At 44.7% G+C, this 22144-nt stretch carries 20 protein-coding genes; 5 read left to right on the forward strand and 15 right to left on the reverse strand.

Translation table 11 applies throughout. From position 1 onward, the window contains the following. Positions 1–11 precede the first annotated feature (11 nt). Positions 12–1229 (forward strand): ABC transporter permease, encoded by a 1218-nt coding sequence (locus tag ACLWBD_RS09860; RefSeq protein WP_063206834.1) that lies wholly within the window; start codon positions 12–14, stop codon positions 1227–1229. On the opposite strand, the gene ACLWBD_RS09865 is transcribed toward ACLWBD_RS09860, so the two are convergent. Next, positions 1216–2118 (reverse strand): TIGR02285 family protein, encoded by a 903-nt coding sequence (locus ACLWBD_RS09865; RefSeq protein WP_413568060.1) that lies wholly within the window; start codon positions 2116–2118, stop codon positions 1216–1218. The two genes, ACLWBD_RS09860 and ACLWBD_RS09865, sit on opposite strands and share 14 nt — an antisense overlap. Positions 2119–2313: 195 nt before the next feature. On the opposite strand from ACLWBD_RS09865, the gene ACLWBD_RS09870 reads away from it, so the two are divergent. Both ACLWBD_RS09870 and ACLWBD_RS09875 read left to right on the forward strand, forming a co-directional pair. Further along, complete coding sequence (locus ACLWBD_RS09870) at positions 2314–2790, forward strand: hypothetical protein (RefSeq protein ID WP_413568061.1); 477 nt, start codon at positions 2314–2316, stop codon at positions 2788–2790. A gap of 76 nt (positions 2791–2866) precedes the next feature. Then, complete coding sequence (locus ACLWBD_RS09875) at positions 2867–3103, forward strand: twin-arginine translocase TatA/TatE family subunit (RefSeq protein ID WP_063206825.1); 237 nt, start codon at positions 2867–2869, stop codon at positions 3101–3103. 19 nt (positions 3104–3122) lie between these two features. Here the strand turns inward: ACLWBD_RS09875 and ACLWBD_RS09880 are convergent, their stop codons facing one another. From ACLWBD_RS09880 to greA, 3 genes are read right to left on the reverse strand one after another with little or no spacing between them, the layout of a single operon-like run. Further along, positions 3123–3923, reverse strand: coding sequence for a glycerophosphodiester phosphodiesterase (locus ACLWBD_RS09880; RefSeq protein WP_413568062.1), 801 nt, complete (start codon positions 3921–3923; stop codon positions 3123–3125). After that, positions 3923–5896, reverse strand: coding sequence for a hypothetical protein (locus ACLWBD_RS09885; protein ID WP_413568063.1), 1974 nt, complete (start codon positions 5894–5896; stop codon positions 3923–3925). Before ACLWBD_RS09885 ends, ACLWBD_RS09880 begins: the two co-directional genes overlap by 1 nt. A gap of 51 nt (positions 5897–5947) precedes the next feature. Further along, entirely contained in the window at positions 5948–6436 is a 489-nt protein-coding gene (gene greA / locus ACLWBD_RS09890; protein WP_063206819.1) for a transcription elongation factor GreA, read from the reverse strand. Positions 6437–6563: 127 nt separating this feature from the next. Between greA and ACLWBD_RS09895 the strand changes: the two genes are divergently transcribed. Next, positions 6564–6821: a bacterioferritin-associated ferredoxin gene (locus tag ACLWBD_RS09895; protein WP_413568064.1), complete on the forward strand. Its 258-nt coding sequence runs from the start codon at positions 6564–6566 to the stop codon at positions 6819–6821. Here ACLWBD_RS09895 and ACLWBD_RS09900 read toward each other — a convergent pair. Then, entirely contained in the window at positions 6818–7255 is a 438-nt protein-coding gene (locus tag ACLWBD_RS09900; RefSeq protein WP_063206817.1) for a bacterioferritin-associated ferredoxin, read from the reverse strand. The genes ACLWBD_RS09895 and ACLWBD_RS09900 overlap by 4 nt on opposite strands. A 110-nt stretch (positions 7256–7365) precedes the next feature. On the opposite strand from ACLWBD_RS09900, the gene gloB reads away from it, so the two are divergent. Further along, positions 7366–8124 (forward strand): hydroxyacylglutathione hydrolase, encoded by a 759-nt coding sequence (gene gloB, locus ACLWBD_RS09905; protein ID WP_063206815.1) that lies wholly within the window; start codon positions 7366–7368, stop codon positions 8122–8124. 7 nt (positions 8125–8131) lie between these two features. On the opposite strand, the gene ACLWBD_RS09910 is transcribed toward gloB, so the two are convergent. The 10 genes from ACLWBD_RS09910 to ACLWBD_RS09955 form a co-directional block, all read right to left on the reverse strand. Then, positions 8132–10279 (reverse strand): TonB-dependent receptor, encoded by a 2148-nt coding sequence (locus tag ACLWBD_RS09910; protein ID WP_413568065.1) that lies wholly within the window; start codon positions 10277–10279, stop codon positions 8132–8134. An 8-nt stretch (positions 10280–10287) separates the two neighbouring features. Beyond that, positions 10288–11559 carry a lysine N(6)-hydroxylase/L-ornithine N(5)-oxygenase family protein gene (locus ACLWBD_RS09915; RefSeq protein ID WP_413568066.1) on the reverse strand — a complete coding sequence of 424 codons (1272 nt, stop codon included), beginning with the start codon at positions 11557–11559 and terminating at the stop codon, positions 10288–10290. After that, positions 11556–13304: an IucA/IucC family protein gene (locus tag ACLWBD_RS09920; protein WP_413568067.1), complete on the reverse strand. Its 1749-nt coding sequence runs from the start codon at positions 13302–13304 to the stop codon at positions 11556–11558. Before ACLWBD_RS09920 ends, ACLWBD_RS09915 begins: the two co-directional genes overlap by 4 nt. After that, a complete protein-coding gene (locus ACLWBD_RS09925; RefSeq protein WP_413568068.1) occupies positions 13301–14290 on the reverse strand; it encodes a GNAT family N-acetyltransferase in 990 nt (329 codons plus the stop codon). The genes ACLWBD_RS09920 and ACLWBD_RS09925 overlap by 4 nt, the downstream gene beginning before the upstream one ends. Then, complete coding sequence (locus ACLWBD_RS09930; RefSeq protein WP_413568069.1) at positions 14287–16044, reverse strand: IucA/IucC family protein; 1758 nt, start codon at positions 16042–16044, stop codon at positions 14287–14289. Before ACLWBD_RS09930 ends, ACLWBD_RS09925 begins: the two co-directional genes overlap by 4 nt. Continuing rightward, on the reverse strand, positions 16037–17230 hold the full coding sequence (locus ACLWBD_RS09935; protein ID WP_413568070.1) for an MFS transporter: 1194 nt from the start codon (positions 17228–17230) through the stop codon (positions 16037–16039). The genes ACLWBD_RS09930 and ACLWBD_RS09935 overlap by 8 nt, the downstream gene beginning before the upstream one ends. Further along, the gene (locus ACLWBD_RS09940; protein ID WP_413568071.1) at positions 17227–18534 is read right to left on the reverse strand and encodes a PepSY-associated TM helix domain-containing protein; all 1308 of its coding nucleotides are present in this window, start codon (positions 18532–18534) and stop codon (positions 17227–17229) included. Before ACLWBD_RS09940 ends, ACLWBD_RS09935 begins: the two co-directional genes overlap by 4 nt. A 257-nt stretch (positions 18535–18791) precedes the next feature. Continuing rightward, positions 18792–19301 carry a hypothetical protein gene (locus tag ACLWBD_RS09945; RefSeq protein WP_413568072.1) on the reverse strand — a complete coding sequence of 170 codons (510 nt, stop codon included), beginning with the start codon at positions 19299–19301 and terminating at the stop codon, positions 18792–18794. A gap of 153 nt (positions 19302–19454) precedes the next feature. Beyond that, positions 19455–20819, reverse strand: coding sequence for a TIGR01777 family oxidoreductase (locus ACLWBD_RS09950; RefSeq protein WP_413568073.1), 1365 nt, complete (start codon positions 20817–20819; stop codon positions 19455–19457). Positions 20820–20825: 6 nt separating this feature from the next. Further along, positions 20826–22136: a cryptochrome/photolyase family protein gene (locus tag ACLWBD_RS09955; RefSeq protein ID WP_413568074.1), complete on the reverse strand. Its 1311-nt coding sequence runs from the start codon at positions 22134–22136 to the stop codon at positions 20826–20828. Positions 22137–22144: the final 8 nt, after the last annotated feature.

A 22144-nucleotide genomic window follows, 5' to 3' on the forward strand; every position in this document is an offset into this window, starting at 1 on the left:
GGGCTAAGACGATGAGTTCAAATGAAATCACTATGAATGAGATTGAAATCGACACTGGCCTTTCTCAAGAGGAACGCGCCAAGATTGAAAAAGCCCAACCTATGTGGAAGATGGTGCTGACTCAGTTTATGGAGCATAAAGCGGCTGTTGCGGGCGCCGTGGTTATCAGCTTCTTGATGTTTATCGCTATCTTCGCCAATCAGATCCAAAGCCTGACAGAACTGGATCCGGATGCACAAAACGTCGGAAATCGCTATTTAGCTCCGATGACAACTGCTCAAGTCGGTCAAGACGTTCGTGAAACTGACATCGAACGCTACATCACCGTAAACCCAGAGATTGCTGACAAAATTCAAAAAGCCCTGGTTGAAAAAGGTGTTGTTCAAGTTGCTGAAGCCGATGCGATTTATGAATTGGCCGCTCAAGATGTTAAACAAGCGGTTTCTCATCTTGAGTCTTTGAATGTCGCGGAAGCGACGGGCTTGATTTCTTTGTTTAAAAACTTTGAGACTTTCCATCTTTTTGGAACGGACGAACTAGGTCGCGATGTATTCATCCGTCTTGTTTACGGCACACGTGTTTCCATGGGTGTGGGCGTTCTTGTGGCGATTGCCTCTGCGCTGGTCGGACTTCTTATCGGAAGTATTGCCGGCTTCTATGGAGGATTGATCGACACCGTCTTGATGCGCGTGACAGATGCGCTTCTTTCTTTGCCACACATCCCGGTTCTTATCGTGATTGCCGCTATTGATTTGACCAAGATCCCATGGCTGAAAGCCTTGGTAAGTACATCGAATGAGAGTGTCTTTAAGATGATTATCATTCTTTGTATTTTCTCTTGGATGACGGTGGCTCGTTTAGTACGTGGAAGTATTCTTTCGATTCGTGAGCGCGAATTCGTTTTGGCTGCAAGAACCTTGGGTGCGAAAGACAGCACCATCATCGTTCGCCACATGTTCCCGAACGTGATTGCTCCCATTCTTGTTTCCATCACATTGGGAGTGGGTGAATCCATCCTTTTTGAGGCCGCTTTGAGCTTCCTTGGCTTAGGTATCATGCCACCAATGCCAAGCTGGGGTAATATGCTGAATAATGCGCAAGAACTTATTTACCAAGCTCCATTCCTAGCAATTCTTCCCGGCGTGATGATTCTTATTACGACGATCAGCTTTAATTATCTGGGTGACGGCTTACAAAACGCCATCGATCCAAAAGCTATTCGTCGCTAAGAGTATTCCAAGGTCCTTGAGCCCTGCGATGATAAAACTCTTGCAGGGCCTGTTGATTCTTCTTTAAAGTCTGAGGCTCCATCCATGCCTCAACGGCCTCTTGATATTCCTTCGTGAGCGCGATCTTCTGCATGGCTTGATCGACTTTTTGTACCATATCCCGTCCCCACTCGTTTTTCGTGCACGCAAAATGAAGAGGAACATAACTCGTTGATTCAAGAACGGGCTTCATCATTAAAGCAGGTTCCGTGATATTACGTGCGTTGTAAGCATTGACTACCGAAGAATACTCGAGCGTAAAATCATATCTTTTTTTGGCAACCATTTTAAGAATTCTCCCGAAATCAGCAGTCAAAATCCGAGGATCTTTGGTATTCGTAGGGACATAGTTCTCTTTGATGATTTTATCGATGACCTCTCCGTAAGATCTTTCCATAGGGATGAAACCCTTCCAACGATTCTCTCGAAGAAGTTTCTTCAAAGACACTTTTTTTGCGGGAGTTTCTAACAGAGCGCGGTTCATGGTCACAAGCATCAGCTCACTGCCCGGCTGAAACGCGGATACTGTAAAGTAAGCCCAACGCATGCGTTCTTTGGTTTTCAGTGCCGCTCCATAACAGACCTCTTTATTCATCTTCCATAGTTCTACAGCGCGACCAATACCAATATTCATGTCAACGAACTGAATTTCTGGCAGCTCTTTCTGGATCAGAACACGGATTCGATCTATGCGACCTTCTCCGATATGGGGTCCCGACAAAATATAAAAGGGAGGAAGATCCACCACAGCCCAGGGAATAGCCGGCCGATTACTTCTTTGCACAAAGGTGTCTTGGGCATAGGAGCCATTTATAAACAGACAAATAAGTAAGGTGAGCAGCACTTTCACGGCGACCCCCTTCGTCCCTTAATTTTAACTGGGCCGCACCCACATGCCATATGTAATTGAGCAGTCCCCCAGGACGACGCCAATTGTCTGTACAGCAGTGTAAAAAACACAAGGGACTTAACCTCTTAACGCCTTCTGCGCCACAAGGGAACGGCACGGATCTTGGATTAGGAAGATGATTGAATGGGGTAACTTATGAAAACGATTCTTTCATTTTTTGCGACAATTTTGTTTGGTGCGAATGCTTTTACTCAGCAAACTTCGGCGGAACTCACATGCCGAGCTTCCGCTAAAGAAATCGCGATGCAAACTTACTCTGCTTGTATCACTGAGGCTCGCAATAACCAGGTCGAAGAAATCCGAAAAAACTATCAAAAAGAGCTTTCTGAGCTGAAAGCCAAATACGATAAAGAGTTGAAAAAGATGGGCGGTAAGAAATCCGCTAAAAACTCAGCTCCGACTGTTAAAGAAGTTCAAGCCGCTCGACCAGTTAAAGGTATTGCTAAAGAACTTCCTAGCAGAACCGCTGTTACGATGGAAACGGCCCCTGTACAAAACGTCTCTGAAGGTACAAAAGTCGTTGCTGTGGGCTCTGAAGACGCTCCAAACGCTTTAGAACAAGAAGCCTCTGACGCGGATCAGGTTGAAATCGTCGAAATGCCCGTGGAATAACCGCCGTTCTCGTTGATTTTCCTCCCAGACAGGTCTAAAAAGTGTATTCTTAAAGAAATTTCTGGGAGGAACCCCCATGGGTGAGTTTAGCCTTACACACATTCTACTTCTTGCAATTCTTGGTTTGATTTTCTTTGGACCAAGCCGTCTTCCACAGTTAGGACAAGGTTTGGGTAAAGCCATCCGTGGTTTTAAACAAGGTCTTAACGAAATCGACGTGGACCCTAAAGACATCCAGGATCACAAACAAGTGAACCACACATCACAGCAAGCGACTCAATCACAAAAACAAACAGAAACACAGAATTCTTAATTGTTTTATCGGGAAGCCTTCACGAATTTGCTGAAGGCTTTTCTCCCAATGTGTCTGAAATAATACTCAAAGCTCCTGCTTTTAGATAAGCTTCCGCTTTTTCTTTATCATTCACTGTCCAAAGCGCCACGGGTACTTTTCTATTCAGCCACTGCTTTACATTTTCAACGCTCACGTAGTGATGATCCAAGTGTAAAGCGTGAATGCGCACGTAAGGTGCAAACCAAAGATGTTTTAAATAAATTTTATTTTCGGGCTCGTCTTCTTGAGTCGCTAACAAAGCACGCGGTACATCAGGCAGGAGATGACTTAAGCGCCATAAGGATAAGGGATTGAAGCTTGAAAAGAGCACCCGTTTTTCCATCTTGTATTTCTTAATAAGATCAGCGACGGCCCTTTCCAGGGCTCCATCCCACATGGCTGATGTCTTTAGCTCGATATTAATAAACGACGGAACGAGCTTCGATTGAAAAACTTCTTCCAAACTGGGAGCATCCGCTTCGGCTCTTAATTCGGCAGCCGACATTTGCACAACGATCTTTTCGATCTCTTTAAGACGTTTTAAATCTGTGTCGTGAAAGACAACCGGCACTCCGTCTCCCGACAAGCGAATATCCAATTCGATCATCATCAAGCCGCGCTGTTTGGCTGCCTCAAAAGAGGCCAGAGTGTTTTCTTGTGCTCCGCCTTTCCAGTAACCACGATGGCCCTGATAAGGAGGCGGCTTCACTGCTCCGTCAGGCCATGGCAAAGCCTTCCAAGTGAGATGCTTATAGAAAAGAAAAAGTGCAATCAGTAAAAGAAAGACAAGAAAAATCATCACTTCCTCTTGTCTTCAACGAATACCGGCGTTTCCCGCGTTCCTTCAATCACCCAACGACGATGAACTTTACCATCCCGATTGTGCACATGTCCCTTTAAACGGCCTTCTTCGTTCCAAGATCCATCCGTTACCAAGCGGCCATTTTTACCGGTCTGTGCCTGAAAGTTCTTCCAGGTTAAATTCTTAAGACTTTTGAATTGAAACTGCCCTGTCAGATCCGACATAGTTAATGCGTTTTGATTCCACCAAGAAGGCTCAGTCACATGTTTTAAAATTCCCGCCCCTGCAGAAGCGGAACTAACTTTCAGACTGCGTACTTGAGTATTCAATTGAACTTCACCATGGGACCAATCCAAAGTAGCTTTGGTTTTATTAAACTGCATGCCCTCGACATTCATCGCATCAACACGCACCAGGCCTTTGAGGAAATCCAGCTGTCCTTTTTTCAAACGGATATCTCCGTCGATGCTGACCAGACCGATTTCTCCACCATTGGTCATCAAGCTTTGCACAGGGGCCGCAAAAGAAATTTCATCTACTCCGGCTTTGATATTTATTTCTTCAAAGTCGCGATCAGCTTTGACTTTCACATCGCCAATAAAAACACCGCCGCGTGGTTCAACCCGCTTTACTTGAAAGTTCCAAGTGTCACCATCAAGACTGATGTCGCCGACCATGTTTTCGATAACTTGAGTTTCTCTTTGACCCTTATTTGAAAAAACAAATTCTAGTCCGCGATGCTCGCCAGACATTTTCATTTTTCGATCCGAATGAATTTCGGCGCGCCCCGTGAAACTCCCGAGCTCGCCAAGAACAGAGGTATCCTTAGGACGATTGAGCAACACCAAAAGTTTCGCGATATCCAATCGCTTTACATCGACGATGATCGGAGTGTACTTCAAGGGCTCCAAAGCCGTGATATCGATCTTATCGACCTTCATTTCACCTAAGTCGCCTTCCAATCTTAGATCACGCACTTCCAAGGGGATTTTATAAAGATCATCCACGGCCCCCATCATACGGGCTTTAGAAGAAATCCAGACTTGGCGTCCATTTAAATCTTTCGAAGCCAGGTTGTATTTCTGAAGAATGCCCAGGATCTGACTTAACGGAATGTGTTTTAAATCGGATTCAATCGCCAGCATGCGATCGTCGATGGTGTAATTTGCAATGATACTATAGTGACCCTCACGCCAGTTTCCGAAGAAGTGCGTTTGCACCGTGGCCTCCGGAGACTCTTTATATTGCATGTACAGATTAGCGTGAGAAAGATAGTCCCCCACTTGATCGTCTTTAAGAAGATGACTCTTAGCTGTGAGTTCAATCACGCGCGGTTCAAAGGATTTTACTTTCACTGCAAAATTTAGAAGCTCAGAATAATACTGCGGATACTTTTCAGCGGTGATACGCAGCTTTTGTACGTAAACTCCACTGATGTCGTTGCGGTATTTTGTAGATGGTTCAGACGGAGTGAGTGTCACTAGCGGCGCAGACACCGCTCCGCTCCCTTGCTGTTGCTCTATCTCTTCGGCGGCGCAGTCCTTAATACTGTTGCGAAGGTTCAACTGAACAAGATTTGCTTCAATGTTTTTAATCGGACCACGACCGCGCAAGACGTTTAAGAATGAAAATGGCAAACGCAGTTCATCCACTTCCAGGACCGGAGCTCCCCAACATTCTTTCGCGGATTCCATGCGCACACCGGTGATGATCACAGCGATACGAGGCAGGATGCCATCAGCCAAGCTGAAGTGAGCTGAATTGAATGTGACTTTAATGTCTTTGTGGATGTGGCTTGCTGCTTTTTCAATTCGTGTTGCCACTCGCGATGGTGACAACAATGATTTGGTTGTGTAGCCGATGAAAAACGCCAATAAAAAGCCTGAAATAAGAATGACCATTCCAGGCTGTTCTGCAATGAGATGTTTATCAGATGCTGATCGAGAGTAAGAGCGTTTGCGCGAGTCCATGACCTATTGTCTCTTGGAGGCCATGGACCGACAATGTCTTTTCAAAGAAAATTACTTATAGTGGAAGTTAAGAACTTCGAATTCCTTGTCACCTTTGGGACTTTGCACCGTAACTGTGTCACCGACACGTTTACCGATCAAAGCACGCGCTAAAGGAGAAAGGATGGAAATCAAACCAGCTTTCACGTCAGATTCATCGACTCCCACGATTTGGTAAGTCACTTCCTCTTCGGATTCCGTGTCCACGATCTGAACAACCGCACCAAAAACGATGCGATCTGCTTTGATTTGAGCTGTATCGATAACTTCAGCACCGGCAAGTTTGCCCTGAATTTCAGCAATACGTCCTTCAATCATAGCCTGGCGCTCTTTTGCGGACTCATACTCTGCATTTTCAGAGATGTCGCCTTGAGCACGGGCTTCTTCGATCGCGCGGATCACAGAAGGTCTTTCTTCCAACAGAAGTTTCTTGAGTTCGGCCTCAAGCATCGCTTTTCCGCGAATTGTCATGGGAAGTTTATCAGTAGTATTAGTGGCCATTTCTTCTCCGTTGTTAGAAGGACACTTGTTTTACAGGATTCTCCTGGACTTATCAACGCAATATAACGCACCGCACTTTAGGCTTGTAGCCATACCCTTTTGCATTGCACGGCATTACAATCGTGAGATGGACGCTAAAAAGAAGAGCGAAATCATCTGTCGCTGCAACAATATAAACCGGGAAACCATTGAAGAAGCTATTCGCAATGGCGCTCATACATTGAACGACATATTCGATACGACCTCAGCCGGTGTTGGCCCCTGCGGAGGATCGTGCCGTCGCAAACTGGGTCCCCTCTTAGAATATTACCTAAAAAATGGGACATTCCCCGATAAAATAACCGAGGACCTGACCGGAAAAGGCCCCGGCCCTAAGAAAGACTAAGCCGTCTTTCTTCCTAAACGATAATCAATGATTTTTTGAACATTGGGACGACAAGTACCGCAATTAGAACTTGCTGACGTCTGACGAGTGACGACCTCGGGAGAATGTGCCCCAGCAACGATGGCTTGATCCACCGTATGAGCGGGAACACTTCGGCAGTGACAAAGTTCTTCTTCGTCATAGGGAAAATTCCATTCTCCCCGCAATTTTAAAATCATTTCTTTGAGCAAAAGACTGGAGTGATCATGACCGTCTGGCACAGGCCATTTACTAAGATCGTTTCCAAAATGGCGACGCATCTGTTGCATCATTCCCATGAATTCAGAACAACCTAAAATAGAGACTTTTTTAATAGCTCCCGGTTTCTGAAGATCTTCACCTTCACAGTCCACTTCAATTAAATCTCGGCCTTCGAGTTCCACTTTGATTTTCATAGGAACACTTATTTTAGAGGGAAGTCGGTGATCGTCCAAGGCCAGTTATTGTTATCAATCAATCCCACCTAGGTCTTGTCCTCCCCGAAAATAAAAGGGACAATAGAGGGATGAGCTCAGGCCTACTGCGAGTGGAACTCGTCCCCATTTTTGAAGATAACTACGTCTTCATCTTACTTGATGAAGACGAGCGCAAGGCTTTGATTGTGGACCCAGGCGAAGCGGCGCCTCTAGTTCAGTACTTAAAAGATCGCGACCTCACTTTAAACGGGGTGCTACTGACTCATCATCACAATGATCATATTGGCGGAGTGAAGGATCTGGTGCAGGCTTTTAAAGCCCCCGTCTATGCGCCTTTAAAGAATAAAAATCAAATTCCTTTTGCCTCTGAATATGTGCAAGAGGGCGACAAGATTCAACTTGGAAACTTTTCCTTTGCCGTGATGGAGCTTCCCGGTCATACCTTGGGACATGTCGCTTATTGGTGCGCAGATAAAAAGTGGCTTTTTTCTGGAGACGTGCTGTTTGGCTTAGGCTGTGGACGTCTTTTTGAAGGTACCTACGATCAGATGTATCACAGCTTGCAACGTATTAAAGCGCTACCGCCAGAAACACTGGTTTATTGCACTCACGAATACACGGAAACCAATCTGCAATTCTGTAAGATGCTTTCAAGTTTAGATGATTCTCCCATTACGGGCGATGACGAAGATTTAGAACTTTACGAAAATGAACTGACCAATAGAAGAGGACTTGATATCCCAAGTGTGCCGTTAAAACTTTTTATCGAAAAAAAGGTCAATCCCTTTTTGTTAGCGCGCAATGTACAGCAGTTCACTTACTTACGTGAACTGCGCAACAAAGGTTGATTCTAGATTATAAGTACCATGACAAATTCAGGCCTAGCTCTTGAGGTGAATTGACTTGCTTGTAATTCACCGTCTGGCCACCGATAGAAGACGTGCGGTCATAAATCACATATTGCGAATTCAGAATATTTCTTACGTATAAATCCACACCCATATTCCACTGGCTGAGAGCATATTGAAGGCTGCCATCCCAATAGAATTGTTCTGGAGAGTCGATCGTATTTTCGGCATTACCGTAAGATGTTCCCAAGTAACGAAGTGTACTTGTGACGGTCCATTCAGCACTGACCTGATAACCATAATTAATTTTACCGGTCCAATTAGGTGCAAAAGGGAATTCGTTGTTTGAGTAGTCCTTGGTTCCGCTGACGAAGTCCTTGAAACGCGTTTTTACATAACCCGCGCCGATCGTGACTTGATGGCGTACGGCCGGAGTCATTGTCAACTCGACTTCCGCACCATAAAGTTCAGACGAAGCAGCATTCACAACTTGAGTATCAAAGATGTCACTAGAAAGTTGAACCAAAACCTGTTGATCTTGCCAGTCGGTATAAAAGACATTCGAACTTAGAGTTCCAAAACTTTCAGCGAGCTTGTAAGACAACTCGTAGTTATTCGTTTTTTCGGGATCGTACTTATCCACCTGAGCGCGCTTACGATTAATGCTGAGGCCCCCCGTTCTGTAGCCTTCAGAATAGGTCAGACCGTAGGTATGCTGACCTTGAGTGATCGTGTACGCGACCTTTGGAAGAAGAATAGAGTTATCATCCGTGTCTTCGTATCTTCCAGAAACGCTGTTTAAGTAATTATCGATAACGGCATTCACGCCGCCACCTAAGTTCTGAGTTCGTTTAGCGTCAACCAGGGCACCGTATTTGTTTTTTACAAACTCATAGCGCAGACCTAAGTTGATAGATTGATTTTCTGAAAATTTCCAAAGGTAAGAATCAAACAGGGCAAAAACTGTGCGGTACTTCTCTGTCTCTTGAACAGAATCAATCGGCGTATAGACGTTACCACCTAAAGGATAAAGAATATTAAAGTGAGCGTAGTCTTTCAGATAATAGTCGTGAGCATGGAAACCTAAAACATTTTTCACATCGGCACTTTGGTATTTCAAAAGGTTCTCAATGCTGAAAAAGCGGTCGTTATGCTCTTCAGTGCGAACGCCTGCCGTCGGGTTGCTGGTACCGTCAGCATCGCTGGTCTCGTCATTTTTTGCCATCGAGTAAGCCGCGATGGTTTCGTTTCTCCAAAATTCATTGATTTGTTTTGAGTAAGTCAAAGAAGTCTGTTGATTGTTTGTCTTACTATCAGAATCAACATCTTCGCTCACTTCATAATCAAACGGGTTGGTGCTTTGCACATAATTTCCGCCCGTTTCGTTTTGAAATAGTTTTGTATTCCAGCGCAGGAAGTCCGTGGCATTCAGGTCGTAAACCAAATCCACAGTAAGAGCGTCTTTTGATTTTTTGCCCCATTTTGAATTATTTGTCGTAACGTTTTTGATGAAGCCATCGTCTTGATCGTGACTATAAGAAATACGTCCCTTAAGGGCGCCTTCTAGCCATGCCGTATTTCCTAAAGCTGCAAGATTGAAGCGATTGTAGCTGCCATAACCTAAACGTCCCGCCACCTCGTTTTGATCCGAAGGTTTGTTATGAAATAGCAAAATGCTTCCGGCTAAGGAGTTCACGCCTTGAGTCGTCGACTGAGGTCCACGGTAAAGTTCCAACTGTTCTGTGTCCCACAATTCGAAACTTCCGGCTTTGATGGCAAGATCTGTTTGAAAAACGCCATCGATAATAACTGAAGATAAATTGTCTTTCTGAAATCCCGTTACGCCCGTATTGTTGATACCGCGAATACTGAAGCTGTCGTCATTTTTGTTCACGGTGACGTTCGGAGCCGCATTGATGACCTGCAAAGAATCTTTCTGCACGGGAGCATCAACTTCATTGCTTTTTAGGACCGAAATACTTTCCGTACTTTCTTGATAACTTTTATTTTCTTTATTTCCCTGAACCTGAATGCCTTCAATGCGGCTTTCTGCCGCCTCGGTGGTTGCGGGAGTTTCCACTGTGGGAACTGTCTCTGCGTCTTGGGCAAAAACACTGATCGGAAGAAGCAATAAAATGAGTGCAAGTCTATTCATAGTGTCACCTAGGTGTATGTCGTAAAGTTGGGTACGGCTCTGTTGATAGGGAAAACTTCTTTTTGCATTAAATCGTTGATAATTTTCGCCGAACGCCAAGCCATCAGACTTGTCTGTGGTTCAGAGATACCATGACCATGACGGCTGAAGTTCAAAGCGTAGACTTTGTTTTTTTCAGATCCCTTCCACGATACTTGGAAGTTTTCTTTCATTATGAAACGGCCATCGCCGTCAAAATCAATCAAGGTGCGCAAAGGCTCAATGATGTTGGGAATGTTGACTCGGAATCCCGTGCTCAGAATGACCGTATCGGCATTCGATGTTTCTTCGGCTTTGTTGAAACCGTTTTTGATGTTCAGGGTGTAGCGATCTCCCCACTTTTGCATGCTTGTCACGCGACGGTATGGAAGAATCTGAATATCTCGAGAATCACCCCACACATGCTTTAGCTGATAAAGATCGCGATACAAAGTATCCAGGTATTCAGGCGTATTCCCATCGCTCGCAAGTTTTTGATATTTTACGATAGGATCTTTTAATGACTGATCCAGTTGCAGGAACTCGTGCACATAAGACGGAGCAAAGTACTCATTCACAAACGGTGAATTGTCCAACGGCTCTAAGTTGGGACGGCTGGCAATCAACTTCAAGCTTTTCGGATGCCCCCATTTACCTTGAAGACAATTACGGAAAATCTCTAAGCCGGTTTGACCGCCCCCCACAACAACAACATCTTTATTAGTCGCATCTAGAATTTTGATGTAGCTGGATTTAGCGTGGAAGACGTCTGGACCTTCTAATTCTTTGGCAAAGTCTGGCAGATGCGGAACAAGGCCCGTCCCAATACAGATATTTGTCGCCGTATAGATTTCGTTATTGATTTGCAAAATGAACTTTTCACCATCGTAGCGCACAGACTGAACTTCACTGTCGAAATGAAGATGCTCCGGCATATTTTGACTGACCCACTGACAGTACATTTCAAATTCACGGCGTGTGATTGTTTTACGATTCGTATTGATGAAGGAATAGAACAATCCTTTTTGCACCAAGTAATTCATAAACGTGAACGGATTCGTAGGATCTGCCGCAGTGACAAGGTCCTTCAAATAAGAGGTTTGCATCTCAGAATCAGCGAACATGATTTCTGAGTGCCAATCAAAACGGTGCTTACGATCAAAAAACGCAAACTTAATGCCCGGAGTTTTGTGCAGCAGAGCCGCTACACTCAAGTTAAAAAGACCGATACCGAGTCCGATTAAGTCATAATGTCTGTTCATAAACTCACCTTTTTCAACGCCTGGGCTATCGGATTTACTAAATCATCACCCAGTATCGGCAGCGGACGCTCGGCAGAATCCGCATAACCGATCTTAAATCGCACCTTATTCACCAACACGCGGTGAAACTTTTCCTGCAAAAGATCTACGCTCTTAAAGTCTTTCGAGCTCACGAGCGCAGGATTTTTCTGCACATAGTCTTGCAAACATTGTCCGAGAACTGCGTAAAATTTATCCTCGTGATATTTATCGCATTCTTGCAAAGTTTCGGAGATAAATCGTAAGACCGTGACTAAATGACCAGTCAAAAGATCATGGATCAAATAGTGCTTCGGTAAACGAGTTAGATCAAATCCAGAAAGCGCCTCGGAATCCTGGCTCAATCTCAAATCACCCTGAAAATCTTTTAAGAAAAGACCTACAGGCGTGTGATTTTTCATACGCACAACGACGTTCTGACCGTGAGCCACCAACCCCACCCCGTGTTGAACTTGAAGATGGTAAAGTGGAATGAACACACTCTTAAAATAGGCCTTAAGCCATTCGCTGATGCTTAAGCCCGATTTTTGGATATAAGCGCCTATCAAGGAACGACCGCTTTCATCCACATGGAAAAGACTGCCCGCGATTAACGCTTTCTCACCGTCTTTTAAGTGTGAGGAAGAGCTTTGGCGCCACAAAACACCTAAGAACTCGTTGTAGCGATAGGGAGCTTGTCCTACCTGTTTATAAAGGGGATGCGAGACAGAGATGCCTGCTTTCTCCTCTAAGACGGTGACCGCGCTCAATTGATTATCGCGACGGCAAAGTTCACTCAAAGCGTGGCTGAGTGCGGGCCCCTGCTTCATGTACTTACCGGGAATCCCGCGAATCGCTGATGTATTTAAGATGGTTATCGGCAGTTTGACGTCTAATTTTTCAGGACGTGAAATATTTGAGAAGGTGCGAAGACTGATCTGGGGGATATACTTGTCGCCCCAGGTTCCTAAATAATACGCCTTCCCTGCGTGCAGATATTCGGCGAACTGAATTTTTATGTAACGCTGCCACTGCCAAGGATGAACCGGCACGAAATAGAAATCCTTTTCTTGGAGCGACTTTTTAGCAAGTTCCACCTTGAATGCACTTAATTCTTGAATGCATTCATTCAAAAGGGCGTCACCCTCTAAGCTTTTATCGATCCCAGCAAGACACAAAGATTTATCCACCGCAAGCCAAGCAAACTGAATGGGCTTTTGAAATTCGGGTCCAAACTGATCTTGATCGTCAGCACTCCAGCCGATGCGCCCCTTATTCAGCAAGATCTTTGGGTGACCTTTAAGAACAGTTTGCACGGCTTCTCCACTCATTTCAGTGATTTGTTCTAAACTGAAACTGCGGCTTCTTTGCAGAATGTGAAGGTCGGCATAAAGCGTGTTATGCATTTCTTCCAAGAAGTTTCCTAGGATGATGTCATCCATTCCGGTTTCTTTTTGTATATCAATGAAAAACTGTCCCGCACTTTCCGCTTCTTCACCGTTACGACGGATGCTCGCGGCTTGAACTTTCAAATCGGTCCAAACACCACGCCAAGCGTGAAAGCTGTAAGTGATCCCAGAAGTAAGTTTTAATTGATACCGACCGACGGAGGATTCATCACGCACCTCTGTTGCCACAGGGCTCAGAACCTGTTCATAGGTCAATTCTTGCAAACTTTTTGCGATCATTTGCAAATTGATTTTTTTCCAGTCGGTCACGGACATCATAGGTAGTTATTCCCAAAGAAAAGTTCGCGCTTACATTCAAGCAACGCCGCGCGCTTATGAGGGAAGTCAAATTCCTTAACTTTTCTCCATGCCTTAAATGTTTCAAGATACTTCAACACATTTGTATTATCAGAGCGAGGTTCCGCCATGATCTTACGAGTGCGAGGTTCTTCCAGGAAAAGATAGTGACAAACGGCTTTTAAAATCGCGTCTGTGTTTTTGAAACCCAAAACTTCGATGTTTCCGATCAGAAAGTGGAAGCCGCGATCAAAAGCCTCAGAGTCGTAGTAAGGCCCCAAACGGTCTTCCTTCGTCCAATACATTTCGAAATAGCCAATGGGTGTTTCATCAAATTCCAAGATCACGGGGAATTGATGCGGATCTTGAAGGCCTTTTTTCAAGTAATCACGCAATTCTTCCTTCGGCTTATCAAGCTCCCAGAATTTCAATACGCGGGGCTGATTGTGCCACTCGTGGAAAATATCCAGGTCTTTTTCAATGTCAGCCACTCTGAAGCGCACCACTTTGTCGATACCCGGAATGCTTCTTTGGTAAAGCACTTGGCCTTCTTGAATGCGTGGGCGAATGGGATGCTTCACTTCTTTAGTTTCAGTCCAGCGCTCCGGAGTCACATTCTCAAGACCGTTATGAACCCATAAAGGACGAAGCTGGAAAAAATCAGTGCGTTCGACTTCGAAAGAGTCCGCTTTCGCGCCCAAAAGATTTTTAAGTTCTGAAGGGCCTGCCGGTAACGAGATTTTTTGGCAAGCCGGGTCCAAACCGAAAAGCGCCTCTAAAGTCGCTAAGGCTCCTGTTAAAGTGATCTTGCTATCTAAAGCTAGGACCTTTGTTTGTTCCGTTTGATCGAGTTTAAAATTCCAGTTTTGCGCACCAGAGCTCACGGTGCCGCCAGCAGATTCTAAAGAGACTTGGAAGTTTTCGGCCGTAGCGCAGGCAAAGGTTTTAAATACTTGTGTCGTGCTCATAGAACGGTCTCCGTTTTCTTTGTCGCAAGAGGATTATCAATTAAATTATAAATCGCTAAAGGATTGGCAACCGTGTTTTCATTCAAATTCTGCAGGCTGCAAATGAAGTTGCCCTTTTGATAGATACGGGCTTCTTTAAGGACATAATCCAAAAAGCTTGAGTCCGGCAAAGAGGCCTTATTCATGCTTGTCATAAACTCATTCAGCATTTCTAACAGACGCTCTTCACTCACACCCTTTTGATGCGATAAAGCCGCCATCACATTCCAGGTCGAGTTCACTAAAAGGTAATAAGCAAAAAGAATATTTCCTTTGTTATCAAGAACATTCCCATTTTCACGCGTTAAAGAAGCCACATCTTGGTGGAAAAGCTGATAGCCATGCTCACTGTATCCCGTTCCCTGACAGTCACGGAAGTAAGCCTTCACGGGTAAGCCGTCTTTGATTTGTAAAATCATGTTCTGTTGATGGGCGCCCAACAAAACGCCGTACTGAGACTGCGCAAAAACAAAAGGCTTTAGAGCAACCTTAAGATATTGTTCAAACCACTTCTCACTGGCCTCTGCTAATGATGTCTTTGCCAGCGCCGCGTATTTTTCAACCTTTTGCCAGATCAAAGTTTCACCGCCCAGCGGGTTGTCTTGAGCCAAAGTGGAAACAACAATATTCTCCTGGAACGCCTCTTCTTTTTGAAACGGATTTTCGCGACAAACCACGATGCTTTCAGAAATAATGCCGCCATCAGTATTTTTGAGAGCCGCAAAAGCCGGTTCAAAGATAATTTCAAACTGCGGGTGTTCTTTGCGGAACTGTTGGCCCGTCTCCGTGTTCATGACATCATAAACTTGCAGACCTCGAACAACCTCAACATCTGTAAGATGTCGAATGGAGTTTGTAAGTCTTAAGGTCAAAGAAAACTTCAACATATAAGGACTTTGCTGAGAATACACCGAACGCAAAGACGACGTTGGATACCAGGTGTTTGGCGTCGTTAAACTGGCGTCCACGAGGGCTCCGGATTTCAGGTAGCTCTGAACGTCTTGGTTCTTTAGCAGATGCTGGGCTTGCCAAGGATGCACGGGAAATGGAATCATTCCTTCTGGAATAGATTCCTTCACATCAGAATTAAAAAGAACTTTCGTCCACTCCTCTGTGGCAAAAGAAGCTGCTTTTTGCAGATGTAAAATTTCTGGTTTGGCAAAGAACCAGTGCAGACCGAAATGCCCAGCCATTTCTGGAGAGTAGATTTCAAAGTCTTTATCATCAAAACCTTCGCGCATTTTAGGATACGGATGAAAGTTGTGGCCAATCATCAATCCCTGCTCCGCTTGCGCAAAAGAGATTTTTTGACTGTAAAGATTTTGAAGATCTTGATGGCGTGCTTTTAAAGAAAGCTCCATGTTATGCAGACTATTTTTCAAGCGTTCGACAAAAATTCTTTTCTTTTCAGAAGGCTCATTCCAATGCTGACATAGAAGTTCCAATAGAAGATCCACTGTCGCATCAAAGCTCAAGCTTTTAATGGCGTTCGCAGATTTTAAATAAAAATCACCTTGGTATTCGTGCCGACCTAACAGTGACCTCTTCGTCAGTGGAATAAGGACGGATCCTTTTTGCGGAACTTCAACGGCAATAGCGACCTTAGCTCTTTCAAGACGGACGTCCTCGAAAGAATAGTTCTGGTATTCCCTGAATAGAGAGTTAAAGAAACAGGAAATCGTGTGTTTTAAAGCCAAGTTTTGGAAGTTAGACATACTTCGCCTCGCGATTTCTATTTTTATATAACAACGCAATACACGCGATCATAAGAACAGAAACAAGTGTCATGACCATTTCAATACTGATCAGATTTATCTTAAATGTGAAAGAAGCAATAGCGCCGCCCACAGCATAACCGATCGTGTTTGCCGCCGCCGCCAGCCCGGCTCTGCGGCCGAAATGATCTTGAGAGCCCCGCGCTGCCATGAGAGCCAGATAACAAGGTGGTATAAGAGAAATCCCCACAGACAAAAAGATGATTGCAATTCCAAGCTCAGTCTTATTTTCCATGTATTGTAAAACAAGACTTCCTAACAAAAGACTGAACGCCCCCAAAACCATGGCACCTTGCCAAGGATTTTTGAAAAGCATTTTTCCAATTGCTTGAGTGACAACAGCAAGAATGGCACTTCCCAATAAAACTTGAGCCATCAGAACACTTGAATCCGCACTGGTCAGTTCGAAGGTTTTCTTTAAAAGAGATGCCAAAGAAAAGTTCAAAATGCCAATATAGCTTGTGAAAAGCAGAGCTAAGATAACCACATCCTGAACACGCACAACATCCGACCACCAGCTTTTGAACAGACTTTGCTCAGAAGCCACCGTACGAGTTGGCGGAGAATGCCTTATCCCTACAAAGTTCAGAATTAAAAGAATTAAGGACCACAGTGTTGCTAATTGCAGGATGCCTAGCATATTGCTTGCTCCCCCCAACAACAAAGTTAACGGCCCCAGTGCACGCCCAACATTTAAGCTCATCGAGTTGCTAAGCATGGATTTTAAAGCGGTCTGCTCCGGATGAAGATCAATTTGCAAGGCTTGCGCAACCGGCACCGTAGCAGAGGCTGTAAGTCCATAGAGCAAGCGACTGCCCCACATTAAAACTTCGTTTTGTAAAACAGAGCCCGGATAGGCAAGAAGGTACAAAATTAAACCTGACGAAACAAATAGGCCCAACATTCCCACAGCCAGTATTTTCATGCGACCATGTCGATCACTCTGTGACGCCCAGAAAGGACTGGACCACAAAAAAAGAAACGAGCCGACGCTAAAACTTAAGATCACGGAAGAGACACTCAATCCCCCCTTTTCCGACATCAGGGGGATGAAGGTAAAGGTCATCATCTGAATCGCGCTGAAAGTCGCGCTATTGAAGTGTCCTAGCAAGCTTCTTAAATTCATACCGATCCTTTACGAAGCCAGCGCACGAACAAATGAAGAACAAAGTAAGCCGGTAAAGCTAAGAATAATGCCAAGAGCGTATTCACAATACCAGTCGTTAAGAAACTTCCCACCACCGCAGTCACTGAAGCCATAGCGATGATTGTCGGCATCAGATAAGGACGCTTAAAGAAATCGCCCCTTCCGATACTCAATGAAGATTTCGGTGAAGCAGAGCTGACTTGCGACCTCTTTCTGCGGCGATCCCACCAGATATAAAGGCCTGAGATCGGTAAGAACAAAGAAATCACGGAAAGGATCAACCAAACGATTTTTAAAAACAGACCGCCATAATTACCAAAATGCAGTGGTTCTGAAAGCATCGCTGCTTTTAAGTACCATGGCAGGGAACGCACTTCTGTCAGTTTTCCAGAAACGGCATCGACAACAACGAGCTCAACTAAACGCTCCGTCCAGACGGTATTTCCATGCATCAAAACCAAGAAGTGCCCTGGTGGAGAAAACTGCGAATTCGGAAATGCTAGATAATCAAAGCTTGTACCAGGAAGAGCTTTTTGAGCCTCGGATAAAACAAGATCTAGCGAAGCGTAAGGCGCCTCCGGGGCTTCAGGATACTGAGCCGTGAGTTTTTGCAATTCGCTGTACTGAAAAACTTTGATAAGAGTCGAAGACACTCCTAAAAGAAGACCTGTCAGTGCAATCATCAATCCCCAGGCAAAAATACTCATTCCTAAAAAGCGATGAAGATCACTATTGAAAGTGCGAGACGTGTTTTGTCGAACTTCTCCAAATTGAGTTTTTTTGGCAAAGTTTCCATAAATAAAAAATCCAGAGATCAGAACAAAGGCATAAAGAAGCCCAACAAAACCGACATAGATTTTGCCGTTAGAACCCATAAGAAGCTCGCGATGAAGGCGTAAAATAAAATCCATCAAAGAGCTGGTCTTTTGCGGGGCCGCGACTTCTTCACCTGTGTGAATATTGAAATACACGCGACGAGACTCACGAAACATTTTCGAGCCGTTAAGTCCCATGCGTATTTGCGCTACATCGGGATCAGACTCTTCGATATTGAAGGCCAAAGGTCGATCCGAAGGATAGCGAGCCAAGATTTTTTGGAAGTGGGCATCCAGTGAGGGTAAAGTCACCGCTTCATGATGTTCAGCGTGAGACTCTCCACCTTCAATTTCATCTTTGAATAAAAGAACCGCACCCGTGGTGATAAACACGAATAAGTGAATAGCGACAAAAAAGCCGGCATAGATATGAATTTTATAGAAGAGTTTAAATAAGCGACTTTTCACGAGCTACCTGCAAATAGGAATCAATACGGATCAAAGCTTTTATCACGGGGAATACAGTGGAACAAGGTGGTTTGTCCCTCGAGAGTATCACTGAAAGCCTATAGAGAATTTGTTGCAAACGTATTGAGAGAGATGCGAGGGATTTTCCTTCTAGAGCCCCTCTAAGGCGCCTAGAATGGCAGAGAGCAAAAAGAACGAGATTTACTCTAAAAAAGAAGGGGTCTTGCGACCCCTCTATTTGCTGTACAAACGAGCAATTATTTCACGCGACCAGTAACTTGGATATGAATACCTACTTTGTCAGAAGAGCAAAGTTTAGAAGCATCTGCCACTGGAACATAAAGAGCCACGCGACCGTGAAGGTACTTGTAAGCGTTGAAAGAAAGAAGATTATCTAGGAAAGCTTTACCAGCTGCACAAGTCGAAGTGCCTGCAGTTGGATACGCGTTCGATTTTTCCAACTTAACGGTCCAAGCTGCGTTGTCAGCGAACAAAATAGCGCTGTAACCGCAAGTCGCGCCGTCTTCAGAGAATGTGGCTTTCAACAAGATGTTGTCCAAAGAGTAATCTGCAGATGCTGTTGTGAATTGGATTCCTTTAGCCGCGATTTCTTCAGGAGTAGCAACTTGAGTGTTGCCGTCGTCGCAAACATAACCAGTAAATTTAGCCAACCATCTTTCGCCATCAAGAACCAAGTCTTGGTTCACTTGTGCATGAGCTTGAGCGAATGCCAGAGTCGTCAATAGAGCTAGAGCAAATTTTTTCATTTTATCTCCTTGTTGTTTTTAAAATCGAATGCAGCGATTTCTAAAAACAAACCCACTGGGGGTCAATAAATATCGCCCCCATTGTCTTTGGGTTTTCATTTACACGGAATTTCCCGTTTGTTGAAAACCTAATGATAAGATGGGAGCAAATACTCAGCCCTTCTTAGGAATTTCCAGAGTGGAAATGAAGCGTTTTCGAAATGCAAAGATGTTCTCTACGTCCTTACGAATCCATTTCCCGGCGACCAACCATCCTAAGTGTCCCATTGGCAAGCGGTAGCGGACGCGATCAATCATCAAAGTGCCACCACAAAACGGACGGAATTGATGTGTGTGGTGCCACATACGATAAGGCCCTTTAAGTTGTCTGTCGACAAAACGATGAGGTGGTTGCCATTCGTCGATCTCTGTCCGCCATTTCACCGGCACACCGCGAATTTTAAGCTTATAATCGATCAAAGTGCCCTGCTGCACTTCGGGAGTTGAAATATTCTCGATATGAAAATTCAACGTCGGCGGTGTGATTTGCTCTAAATTGTACGCGTCCTGGAAAAAATGAAAAATCTTTTCCGGAGGTTCTGGAAGAAACTGTTCAGAATAAAATATATCTTCGCCTGTTCGGTAAGGTTCGCAGATTTCCTCAAGAGCTTGATCAACAGTTCGGTATTGAAACTTATATCCCAAAGACTCACTTTTTTCAGTCGATCCACGCATCGAAGAAAGCATCACGGTCGCAACTTCTCCGAAAAGAACTTTGAGCGCCGCTGTAGGCACCGACGGTCCCAATTTTTTTCCTAATTTACTTGCAAGCACCTCTGAAAGCTCGCGATTAGAGACCGGCACCGGCGCTACGCCATTAAGCGGGCCGCTTACTTGTGTATTTTCTAATGCAAAAACGTAGAGGCCTACGATGTCTTGAAGATGGATCCAACTCATATAGTGTTTTCCCGAACCTAGGACGCCTCCAACACCGGCACGGAAAGGGAACATCATTTGTTCCAAAGCTCCACCTTGTTGCGAAAGAACAATACCCGTGCGAATAAAAACTTTTCGCCCTGGAGCTTTCTCTGATTCCGCCTCCCACGCCACGGTAACGCGTGCTAAGAAATCACTTCCTGCTGTATGTTCTTCAGTCAGAATCTCGTCACCACAATCCCCGTAATAGCCAATCGCCGAACTTGAAATAAAAGTTCGAGTGGATTCAGGAATACTTTGAATCAGGTGACGAGTTCCTTGAACACGGGAGTTGTAGATCCTGCGTTTTTTTTCTTCAGACCATCGCCCCTCGACGACGGGCTCCCCCATCAGATTGATGACCGAGTCGATGTGCAAAAGTTTTGCGTCCTTAACCGGGCCGTCCATCAAATCGCCGACAACGACCTCGCAAGGAAAAGGCAAATTTTCACGCGCTTTGCTTAAACTGCGACTGATCACAACAATTTCGTGACCTTTTTCTGCCAAGACTTTTCCTAATTCTTTACCGATAAGGCCTGTAGCCCCCGTCATCAGAATGCGCATCACTTCCTACTTTCTTAGAGCTTTTGTATAGGTTTGCAAACAGCGGCCGCGGGCCTCTGCATGATCTATCATGGGTTCAGGATATTTATCCGTACCTAGTTCGGGAACCCATTTTTTAATATATTCTTCATCAGGATCAAACTTCTTTGCTTGGGCTTCGGGATTAAAAATTCGAAAGTAAGGAGCGGCATCGCATCCCGTCCCTGCGGCCCATTGCCAGTTCCCGTTGTTCGCGGCCAAATCATAATCTAATAATTTCTCGGCAAAATATCTTTCGCCCTCATACCAATAAGTCAACAGATGCTTACACAAAAAACTGGCCGTTACCATACGAACCCGGTTGTGCATATAACCAGTAGCATTCAGCTGTCTCATACCCGCGTCCACCAAGGGATACCCGGTCTTTCCTTCGCACCAACGTTCGAAATCTTTTTTGGATTTTCTCCATTCAATTCTATCGTATTCGGGGCGAAAGCTTTGTTTTTCAACTAAAGGAAAATGCCATAGGATTTGCATAAAAAAATCGCGCCAGATCAGCTCGCTCAACCACACTTCAGAGTGCTTTTTTCCGATTCTAGCGAGTTCACGAATGCTCACCGTTCCGAACCTTAAATGAAGACCTAATCGAGTGGTTCCATTTTCCAGCGCCGGAAAATCGCGGGTCTTTGCATACTCTTTTATTATCTTTGTTGAGACCGTCGCTGGAGGAAAATCCAAGTCTGATTTCTCAAAACCGATGTCCATCAAAGAAAGCATCTTTTCCGGACGACTGACTTTCAAGTAGGCTTTTTCATATTTTTTGTTCGGGTACGATTTCAGATAAAAGTCTGTCAGCCGGGAAAGAACTTTCTTTTTATAAGGCGTAAATACCGTATAGGGCTTTTTTGCATCCGTGAGAATTTCATCCTTTTCAAAAAGTGTTTGATCCTTGAACGTTTTAAAATCAATATTCTGTTGGGCCGCCCAATGCGACACCTTCTCATCTCTTTCGCGTGCGACAGGTTCATAATCGTGATTCGTGTAAATCGCCGTCACATCCTTTTCTTGAGTCAGTTGTTTCAAGACATCCAAAGGTTTTCCGTGGCGCACCAAAAGGTCGGAGCCCTTCTCGTTAAGTGCCTTCTTAATTTCCGTGATGGTCTGATGAATAAAAGTCACACGCGCATCACGTCGATCTTTTAATTTCCCTAAGATTTCGGTGTCGAAGATAAAAAGAGGAAGGACATTTTCCCTCTTCTCTTTCAGTGCGGCATAAAGTCCCGCGTTATCATGGAGTCGTAAATCACGGCGGAACCAGAAGATCGTCACATTTGCCATAATAAAAG

It is taken from the genome of Bdellovibrio sp. HCB117 (assembly GCF_047305915.1).
GTDB lineage: Bacteria > Bdellovibrionota > Bdellovibrionia > Bdellovibrionales > Bdellovibrionaceae > Bdellovibrio > Bdellovibrio bacteriovorus_B.